Genomic DNA, 8912 nt, shown 5'->3' on the forward strand with positions numbered 1-8912 from the left:
GATTCGCACCCATACTTTTAGGTCTTTGCGGCTCTTCGTCTACTTATCGGTTAGGCTGGCGTAGCGTTCAAGTTCTTCTTCAATGACGGAGTCATCAAGCTTTTGGAACACGGGCTTTGGCTTACCTATCACCGTGCCGGGTACCACGTCGTGGCGCTTCCACTCGGGGAAGCCACTGTAGTCGCCGGTAATGATCGGATAGTGCAGATCCGAGCCGTCCTCGGCCTTAACGTCAAGGTCCGTTACCTCTTCGATGCGCGGCATTGGCGCGATTTCGCCTTTACCACCCATAACCGCGTCAACAGCGTTTGCGGAGGTCGGTAGGAACGGCGAAAGCATGAGGTTCAGGTCAGCAACCGCTTGCGCTAGCGTCCACAAAATCGCGCGTAGGCGCGGCATTTGCTCTTCGGACTTCAGCTTGAAGGGTTCGGTGTCCGCAACGTACTTGTTAGCTTCCCCAACGAGAGCCATGATTTCACGGATCGCAGCCTTTTGGTGGTGGCGGCTAATCTTATCCCCAACAGTTTTGAATCCGGCCTCGATCTTGCCGAGGAGGTCGCGGTCGATCTGCTCCAGTTCACCCGGCTGTGGGATCTCACCGAAGCGTTTGGCAATCATGGAGGCCGTGCGGTTAACTAGATTGCCCCAGCCGGCTACGAGTTCAGAGTTGGTGCGGCGCACGAACTCCGCCCACGTAAAGTCAGCGTCGGAGGTTTCTGGCCCGGCCGCGCTGATGAAGTAGCGCAGGGCGTCCGCCTGATAGCGCTGTAGCATGTCGCGCACGTAGATCACGATGCCGCGCGAGGAGGCAAACTTCTTGCCTTCCATCGTGAGGAACTCGGAAGATACCACCTCGGTGGGTAGGTTAAGCTTGCCAAGTTCGCCGGGTTGACCACCCTTATCGCCGGCACCGTTGTAGCCGAGCAGTTCGGCTGGCCAAATCTGCGAGTGGAACACGATGTTGTCTTTGCCCATGAAGTAGTAAGACAGCGCTTCGGGGTCGTTCCACCATTTGCGCCAAGCGTCAGGATCGCCAATGCGGCGCGCCCACTCGATCGATGCCGACAGGTAGCCAACTACCGCGTCAAACCAAACGTAAAGGCGTTTGGAGGGCTGGTCTTCCCAACCTGGCACGGGAATACCCCAGTCGATGTCGCGAGTCATGGCGCGCGGGCGGATGTCTTCAAGGAAGTTCTGCGAGAACTTAATGACGTTAGGACGCCAGCGTCCCGATTCTTCACGATCATCCAGCCACGCCGACAGCGCTTTGGCGAGAGCGGGAAGATCGAGGAAGTAGTGGTCGGTTTCCACGAACTTTGGGGTTTCCCCATTGATTCGCGACTTCGGATCGATGAGGTCGGTGGGATCCAGCTGATTGCCGCAGTTGTCGCACTGGTCGCCGCGAGCACCGGGGTCACCGCAAATCGGGCAGGTGCCTTCAATGTAGCGGTCAGGTAGCGTGCGCCCCGTGGATGGCGACACTGCACCGTGCGTGCGTTGGACAAGCATGTAGCCGTTGTCGCGCACTACTTCGAACATGGATTGCACCACCTGGTAATGGTTACCGGTGGTGGTACGTGTGAAGAGATCATATGACAGGCCGAGGGCCACTAGGTCTTCAACGATCAGGCGGTTGTTCTTATCGGCTAGTTCGCGTGGGGTCATGCCCTGCTCATCAGCGGCAACGAGGATGGGCGTACCATGTTCATCGGTACCTGAGACCATGAGCACCTCGTGGCCCCGCATCCGCATGTAGCGAGAGAATACGTCGGAGGGCACCCCGAAGCCTGCTACGTGTCCGATGTGACGAGGGCCGTTTGCATACGGCCATGCTACTGCTGACAGAATTCGACTCATGGCTCTACTTTAGTGCTTTTGCAGGACGTGGTTCCACCTACTCCCCTCGCTGACGTTCTTTTGTCAATAAAGGAAACCGCTTCAATTCGGAGCTTCTAGGTTGCCAGGGGTTTGAACTTCTTAAATTTCAGTGGAGAAGATCTTTAAGCGCCGCATTTCCCACACTGAGATCGAATGGCTACTACTCGGGTTTACGAGCGAGCGCCGCCCGGTACAGCTCGTTTTTACGAACTCCAGTTTCTTCCGATACGAGTTTGGCAGCGGCTTTCAGTTTCATTCCGCCTTCGGCTAGGGCAATGACTTTAGCAACGTAGTCTTCAGCATTCTTTTCGCGCGGATCCGCACCTGCTACGACAAGCGTTAGTTCACCTTTGACGTCGTCGCGGGTTGCGTAGATTAAATGGTTGAGGTCGCCGCGAATAATCTCTTCATGGATCTTGGTAAGTTCTCGGCAGAGCACTGCTTTGCGTGCCCCTCCGAATACGTTGGCCATGTCTGTGAGGTTCTCGTGAATCCGCTTTGGGGAGTCAAAAAACACCATGGTACGCGGCTCTTCTTTAAGATCTTCGAGGCGGCGTTCGCGCTCCCCAGGTTTACGGGGGATGAAGCCTTCAAAGCAGAACCTGTCGGTGGGTAGGCCCGAGACACTGAGGGCGGTAAGTACTGCGGACGGGCCGGGGAGGGCGGAGACTGGGATGCCTCGTTTCGCTGCTTCGCTGACCACCCGATAGCCGGGATCGGAAATCGTGGGCATGCCAGCGTCGGAGACGATGAGGACTCGTTCGCCATCGTCAGCTCGGTGCAAGATCGTGTCTACTCGCTCGTTCTCATTGTGCTCGTGAAGGGATTTGATGTCGCCGTTGATGCGTACACCCAGACGTGAGGCGAGCTTTAGAAGCCTGCGAGTATCTTCCGCGGCCACCAAGTCTGCTTCTGCGAGGGCACGAATGAGTTTAGGAGACGCATCATTAGTATCTCCAATGGGTGTGGCTGCTAGAAGAATAGAGCCTGATCTTTGTACGGGAGTGTTGTCTGTGTCCACGTTTCCATAATTGCAGAGTTTTGGCCTGTAGGCATATTTCGTCGAGGGAGCTTTTGAGTAAGCGAGCCTGTATTCGGCGGGTAAACTGTTTTGGGTTTATATATAAGTTTGGCCGGGCGCAAAAGCACCCGGCCAAACTTCTAGCTCTGGTTAGTCTCCGCGTGGCGGAGTTAAACTAGTGATTAGAGAGAGCGACGCCTGGTTACGAGGAGTGCGCCACCGCCTGCAAGTGCGGCTGCCGCGCCACCGAGGAGAGCGACGGAAGCACCGGTCTTAGCAAGCTTCTTCTCGCCAGCAGCGACCTTGGACTCGCTGGGCTTCTCCGTAGCAGCAACGGTGGTTTCACTGGTCTTCTCGGTCTGCGAAGGATCGGTGATATCCTCAGAAGCCGTGGGGTCCTGCTCGGTGGCAGAGGTCTCCGGCGTGGTCGGACGGAGCGTGTTCAGACGATCGGTAGCCTCCGCGCACTTGACCATGTCATAGTACTCGGTGCCCTCAGCACAGAACCAGGTGACGTCCAACTCGGCGTCCTTGATCTTCGCATCCTCAATCTCGCCGCGAATCTGGCCACACTTAATGTGATCAAAGTATTCGGTGCCTTCTGCACAGAAGTACTGTTCGTCCAGCTCCTTGTCAGCAATCTCTTGCTTCACCGAATCGCCGGCAGGTGCCTGCTCTTCTTCAGCAGGCGCCTGCGGCTCCTCCAGCAAAGCCTTAAGGGCCGCCTCAGCATCTGCACACGCGGCCATGTCGAACGTTTCGGTTCCTTCGGTACAGAACCAATCGACGTCTGCTTGCGCGGCATTAATGGCGTCAGTATCGGCTGCAAGTGCAGGGGCGAAAGCAACACCAGCGCCAAGCACGGCAGCGCCAGCAACAGCTAGAATCCGCTTCATTTCTTTCATCTCCTAAATGGACGCAACTGTCCTGATGTAGTGGATACGCTTCAGTACGATACATGTCCCCCCCCCGCGTCAAATATTTTCCAGCACGCGGGTACTATCACGGGCGTGTCGCCGCTGTTTAAACGTTCTTCTCATGAAAAAGTAGAACTTTAGCACCATATCTCAGAGGAATTTGTAGCTACATCAGCTCAAATTATGATTCAAGATTGCATTGAAGTGGATTCCAGCTGTCATTGTTTGGCTCAATGCATTTTGACCGGTGGAATCATCGATCCGAACGGTAATTAACCGCTGCTGTTGAAGTGTCCTGGGTTTGCTTCCTAGGCGTTTGCCCTAGTTTTTATTTTCATTGATACGTCGGTGAGGTGCCAGTACTCGTTCTCGACCTCGACCGGTGTGCGGTAGTCAAGGGCTTGGTGGAGACAGATCCGGTTCCACCAGTTCACCCACTCGAAGGTAGCGATCTCAACCTCAAGAACATCTTTCCATCAATGGATATTGATCAACTCGTTCTTATTCGAGCCGTTGACGTTCTCGGCCAACGCATTGTCGTAAGAATCCCCAACGCTCCCGGTCCAGGGAGTGATCCCCGCATCAGTGAGCCTATCGTTATACACAATCGAGACATACTGACTCCCATGATCGCTGTGGTGAACCAGCTCATTGGTCTCCTTCGCGCTGGTGATGGCCTGGTTCAACGCCTGTAGCGGTAATGCTTCAGTGCACATGGAATCGGAAAGCGCCCAGCTCACGATCTTACGGCTGAACACGTCTGTCACAAACGCTGCATACACGAAGCCTGCTCGAGTGCGAACATAAGTAATATCCGCAATCCACAACCGATTCGGCCCAGGGCACGAAAATCGCGATGAACCAAATCCGCTCTGGTATCTTCCCGCCTCGCTTTGCGTGTCGTGAGTGGGCAACGTCCCTTCCCCCTTCCCGGATACTCCTGCCAGGCGCATAAGCCTAGCGGTTTGTTCCCGGCCGATCTGAAGGCCGCAGCGGGTAAGTGCGTGCCACATTTTCCGAACCCCATACACGCCATAGTTTGCGGCGTGTATCTGGCAAGTCTTGGCCACGAGGTCACGGTCCCGGATACTCCTGGCGCTTGGCGTGCCGTATTTAGCGTTGCGGTAGCCGCGGGAGGTAATGAAACCTCCCTGGCGCTGCCGGTTTAACGTCCCACAGATGAACACAGGCCGAGAAACGATCACGATATGTATCGATAAACCCGATCATTTCCGACGCTGGGGGTCGAGTTCTTTGGCGAAAAAAGCCGAGGCGACTTTCAACAACTCGTTCATATCACGTAGTTCTTGGTTCTCCCGGCGTAGCCGAGCGTTCTCAGCAACCACGTCTTCCTCAGCTCGCGTGACCTGGCCGGTTTTGCGTGCTTGCTGTAACCATTGCCGGGCAGTATGCCACGAGACTCCCAGTTTGGGTGCGACCGTCTGACACGCGTCTTGAATCGACAACCCCTCCGCATGGATACGATCCTCCACCAACCGGACAACCCGGCCCTTCGCTTCCTAATCAAATTTCTTCCGCATAATCCAGATTTCCCCATCCACTTAAACCGAAGAAAACCTAAGGCACTTCAGGCTACTTTTTTCAGGTCGCGATAATCTCCTCGCGAAAACTAGCTAAGTACCAGCTGAGCGCCGGTTGAACGGAACAATGTAAAGGTGTCGCAATATTTTACGCCCAACGCTTTACAAACGTCAGGAATTTTTACTGATCTTCGAGAGTGAGGATCTGAGCGCTCATTAGTTACTACCGTATATCCGTGGGCTGCAGCGAAGGCGATTAAAAATGGATCTGCACAGTCCGCAAATTTTTGTATCGCTGAATATTTATAATTCTGACCTCGTGCCCAAATTGTAATTTGATTGACAAAATCATATATAGCTTGATCACCATCGATAGCAGTAAAAATACCTTTATGCGACTTCAGCTTTACCCAATCTGCAAGTTCGTCATCCCCGGTAGTTAGTTCATCATAAACCGGTTTAATACTGCAGATTTTCCCGGTCATGTAGACACGCTCTAGCCATTCCCAAAATCCCGGAGCGATATCGAATCCGTAATACCGGTTTTTGGCTTCGATAAAAACATTACTATCCAGCACATACATTTAACCCACCGCCAGCTTTTCAGCCAAGTTGCGGAAAGTTTGAGGCTTTTTTGTGCCCAGCATCCGAAAGGCATCCCGATAAAGAGTAGTCCCCTCCAAGGTAGAGACAATCACAGCGCGGGTAAAAGTAGGAGAGTTGCGCAGAGGCAAAGTTTTATAAAAATCTCCGCCCCCGGCCTGCTTCCCCTTGCTTTCTCTTTCAGCTATCGCGCTCAGCTCCCGACCATATAGTTCCTGATAGTGACTCCAGCTAAGAAAGTTGGCATCAAAAAGGCTGTGCAGCGCCACCAAGACGCTGCAGCCAGCTTCTCGCGCAAGTTTAGTAACAGATTCTTCGGTGACCTTGGTAGCGCGCATACCCTCAAGAACATCCTTAGGAAGTAGGATCTCTCCCGCGAGTTGGTTACACCAGCGCTCCTCAGATTTTGCGCTATTGGAATCGTTGAGAGATAAATCCGCATCGGACAACGCGCTATGACCAAGCCAGATATGCCCTAGTTCATGTAAAAGGGTAAAGATTCTCGCAGAATAACCGTCGGCTCCATTGACAAAAATAAGAGGCGCAATCTCATCGCTTAAAGAGAAACCCCGAAACTCCTCGACATGTAGTTTTCTATGAGTATTGTTTCCTACCACTCCGTTAGTAAGCACCAGGATTCCGAGTTCTTCGATCTTGTCGACCAAGTAGCGATACAAACTGGACATATTGCCAATTCGTTTTCGAGAATCAAACCCAAAATCAAGGAGATCGCTGATTTCAGCTGCTACTTCGCTCACGTTATTATTCACGCCTACGGAACCCACAAAAGACAACTTTTCTGCCCCGTTGCTTAGGGCATAGTCGCGATACCAATCCTGGGTGCGTTGCGCATTGTAAATAGTGTCGAGCAAATCCCCGGAAGGCTGGCGAATCGAAGAGTCTTTAAGCGTACGCATATCGGCTATAGGCAGGTCTTCTTCAGGAGGAGTATCAAGAAGAAGAAAAGCGAAAGGCGTATGGGTTTTGGCAGCGAATTTTTCTGCATCCGTAAAAGTAGGAACGCTAACCCCAGATATCCATTCAGGCAATTTTGGAAAACTTTTCTCGAGGTCAGTGACGGTTTTCCTACTGCGCGCCAACGCCCACTCGTAAAGAGGAGGCGCTATACGCAGTTTCGCAGACATTACGCTTCTCCCCCGCAACTTCGAAAATGAACAATACACACCAGACAGTTTCTATTTTACTAGCAACAGAGCATAACTGAAGGCATTTTCCATCGTGGTGACCAAACTTGTTGCCCCCCCCCAGTTTCTATCTTCCTCTCTATGCCAGACCCAGTAATATGCCTATTCACTTTCATAAACAGCAGCACAGATGCCAGCAACTAACTCTCAAAAGGTAAGCACTATGCCTCATGAGCTTCAACTAGTTCAGCAATCCTGTCAAAGCACTTGTTTCGAATAACCTTGTTCCATTTACAGCGATCTTTTGGTGATTGAACAATCTCATCAACAAGGTCAGTTAGTTCATTCTTGGGCACAGCACCCGACACCTCTGACATCCAGAAAATAAGCTCTCCGCACTGTATTCGCTTCGTGAATCGTGCATCCGGTTTGGAAAGGTCTGACCATGAGTGGATTAAGTGCCAGTACTGCGAGGGATTATTTACGCCGCATTCCTTGGCAAAATCTATGTAACCACCGTTTTTCTGCTGGTAACCACCCGAAATAAGTCTATTAGTTAACGGAGCAGCTACGCGTTCCTTATCAATAAAAGCTCGTCTAACCTGATAGTTCCTCATTTGCAACACACCCTTTATTGAAGCGTCCTGGGTTTTGTTCCGCTTCTTATATGGGGGTCAGCTCGGCCGCCCGGTGTTGATTGTAGCTGGTGATGGCCTCCTCAGGGGTGGTGTAGTCCAGGGCCTCGTGTAGGCGCTCGTTGTTCCACCAATGGACCCAGTTCAGGGTTGCCCATTCGACTTCGGTACATGACCTCCAGGTTTGGGAGTAGATCAGCTCGGCCTTGTAAAGCCCGTTGACGGTCTCGGCTAGGGCATTGTCGTAGGAATCGCCAACGCTGCCGGTTGAGGGTTTGATTCCGTAGTCAGTGAGTTTCTCGCTGTAGGTGATGCTCGTGTACTGAGATCCATGATCAGAATGGTGAACAAGATTGGATAGGTTTTGTCTGGCGTTCATGATTGCCTGCTCGAGCGCCTCCAACGGTAACGCCTCTGTTGTCATCGAGGTCCGGGTCGCCCAGCCAACGATCTTACGACTGAAAACATCGGTGACGAAGGCCGTGTAGACGAACCCGGACAGGGTACGGACATAGGTGATATCGGCGATCCACAACCGGTTCGGACCCACAGCCTTGAACTGCCGCTGTACTAAGTCGGGGCAAGTATCGGGAACTGGTGCTGGCCGAGTTGTCACAGGTCTACGTCCGCGGCGTATCCCACTAATTCCAGCGATTTTCATGAGCCGAGCCACCTGGTCACGGCCAATATCCCAGCCGGCACGCCTAGCTGCGTGCCAGAGCTTACGCACACCATAAACACTGAAGTTCTTCTGGTGAATCTCACGTAGTACTTCAATCAGGATCTGGTCTCGTATGCTCCTGGTGCTCGCAGGCCGGCTCTTAGCGGCCCGGTACCCCCGAGGAGTGATAAACCCTCCTTCAAGGTGTTCGCAAAGGACCCGGCACACGAACTCGACTGAGTAGTGATCGCGGTACTGGTCAATGAAAGCGATCATTAACTCCCGGGGTGTTCGAGTTCTCGTGCGAAAAAAGCCGAAGCAAGCTTCAAAATCTCGTTCGCCCGCCGTAACTCTGCATTCTCACGTTTAAGCCGTTTAATTTCCTCGTGTTCCTCACGAGTTAAGCCCTGGCGTTGTCCAGAGTCGATCAGAGACTGTTCGTACCAGCGACGCATCGACTCAACTGAAATCCCCAGTCGAGGGGCAATCTCGTTAATTGCTCTCCACTGCG

At 52.9% G+C, this 8912-nt stretch carries 9 protein-coding genes and 1 pseudogene; all 10 read right to left on the minus strand.

Annotated elements, in window-relative coordinates; genetic code table 11:
* Window positions 1–39: 39 nt before the first annotated feature.
* Window positions 40–1857 carry a methionine--tRNA ligase gene (gene metG, locus BQ7114_RS01265; RefSeq protein WP_072340864.1) on the minus strand — a complete coding sequence of 606 codons (1818 nt, stop codon included), beginning with the start codon at window positions 1855–1857 and terminating at the stop codon, window positions 40–42.
* Between the two features lie 181 nt (window positions 1858–2038).
* Window positions 2039–2899 (minus strand): 16S rRNA (cytidine(1402)-2'-O)-methyltransferase, encoded by an 861-nt coding sequence (gene rsmI, locus BQ7114_RS01270; RefSeq protein WP_072340867.1) that lies wholly within the window; start codon window positions 2897–2899, stop codon window positions 2039–2041.
* 182 nt (window positions 2900–3081) lie between these two features.
* On the minus strand, window positions 3082–3795 hold the full coding sequence (locus tag BQ7114_RS01275) for a hypothetical protein (RefSeq protein ID WP_072340871.1): 714 nt from the start codon (window positions 3793–3795) through the stop codon (window positions 3082–3084).
* Window positions 3796–4292: 497 nt separating this feature from the next.
* On the minus strand, window positions 4293–5021 hold the full coding sequence (locus BQ7114_RS08775; RefSeq protein WP_195906690.1) for an IS3 family transposase: 729 nt from the start codon (window positions 5019–5021) through the stop codon (window positions 4293–4295).
* A 21-nt stretch (window positions 5022–5042) separates the two neighbouring features.
* Window positions 5043–5309 (minus strand): transposase, encoded by a 267-nt coding sequence (locus BQ7114_RS01285; protein ID WP_230205936.1) that lies wholly within the window; start codon window positions 5307–5309, stop codon window positions 5043–5045.
* A gap of 137 nt (window positions 5310–5446) precedes the next feature.
* Window positions 5447–5941, minus strand: a complete 495-nt coding sequence (locus tag BQ7114_RS01290; RefSeq protein ID WP_072340874.1) for a DUF4411 family protein — start codon at window positions 5939–5941, stop codon at window positions 5447–5449.
* Entirely contained in the window at window positions 5942–7105 is a 1164-nt protein-coding gene (locus BQ7114_RS01295; protein WP_072340877.1) for an ImmA/IrrE family metallo-endopeptidase, read from the minus strand. It lies immediately after the preceding gene.
* A 221-nt stretch (window positions 7106–7326) separates the two neighbouring features.
* Window positions 7327–7722, minus strand: a complete 396-nt coding sequence (locus BQ7114_RS01300) for a hypothetical protein (protein ID WP_072340881.1) — start codon at window positions 7720–7722, stop codon at window positions 7327–7329.
* 46 nt (window positions 7723–7768) lie between these two features.
* The gene (locus tag BQ7114_RS01305; RefSeq protein WP_072340800.1) at window positions 7769–8677 is read right to left on the minus strand and encodes an IS3 family transposase; all 909 of its coding nucleotides are present in this window, start codon (window positions 8675–8677) and stop codon (window positions 7769–7771) included.
* Window positions 8677–8912: pseudogene (locus BQ7114_RS09115) on the minus strand (IS3 family transposase); the annotation flags it as partial. The gene BQ7114_RS01305 and the pseudogene BQ7114_RS09115, both read right to left, overlap by 1 nt.

The sequence above is a fragment of the Actinomyces urinae genome (assembly GCF_900119695.1).
Classification (GTDB): domain Bacteria; phylum Actinomycetota; class Actinomycetes; order Actinomycetales; family Actinomycetaceae; genus Gleimia; species Gleimia urinae.

Coding starts and splice junctions, on each gene's coding strand:
- metG (WP_072340864.1), bottom strand. CDS start 1,857: ATGAGTCGAATTCTGTCAGCAGTAGCATGGCCGTATGCAAACGGCCCT.
- BQ7114_RS01275 (WP_072340871.1), bottom strand. CDS start 3,795: ATGAAGCGGATTCTAGCTGTTGCTGGCGCTGCCGTGCTTGGCGCTGGT.
- BQ7114_RS01290 (WP_072340874.1), bottom strand. CDS start 5,941: ATGTATGTGCTGGATAGTAATGTTTTTATCGAAGCCAAAAACCGGTAT.
- BQ7114_RS01295 (WP_072340877.1), bottom strand. CDS start 7,105: ATGTCTGCGAAACTGCGTATAGCGCCTCCTCTTTACGAGTGGGCGTTG.
- BQ7114_RS01300 (WP_072340881.1), bottom strand. CDS start 7,722: ATGAGGAACTATCAGGTTAGACGAGCTTTTATTGATAAGGAACGCGTA.
- BQ7114_RS01305 (WP_072340800.1), bottom strand. CDS start 8,677: ATGATCGCTTTCATTGACCAGTACCGCGATCACTACTCAGTCGAGTTC.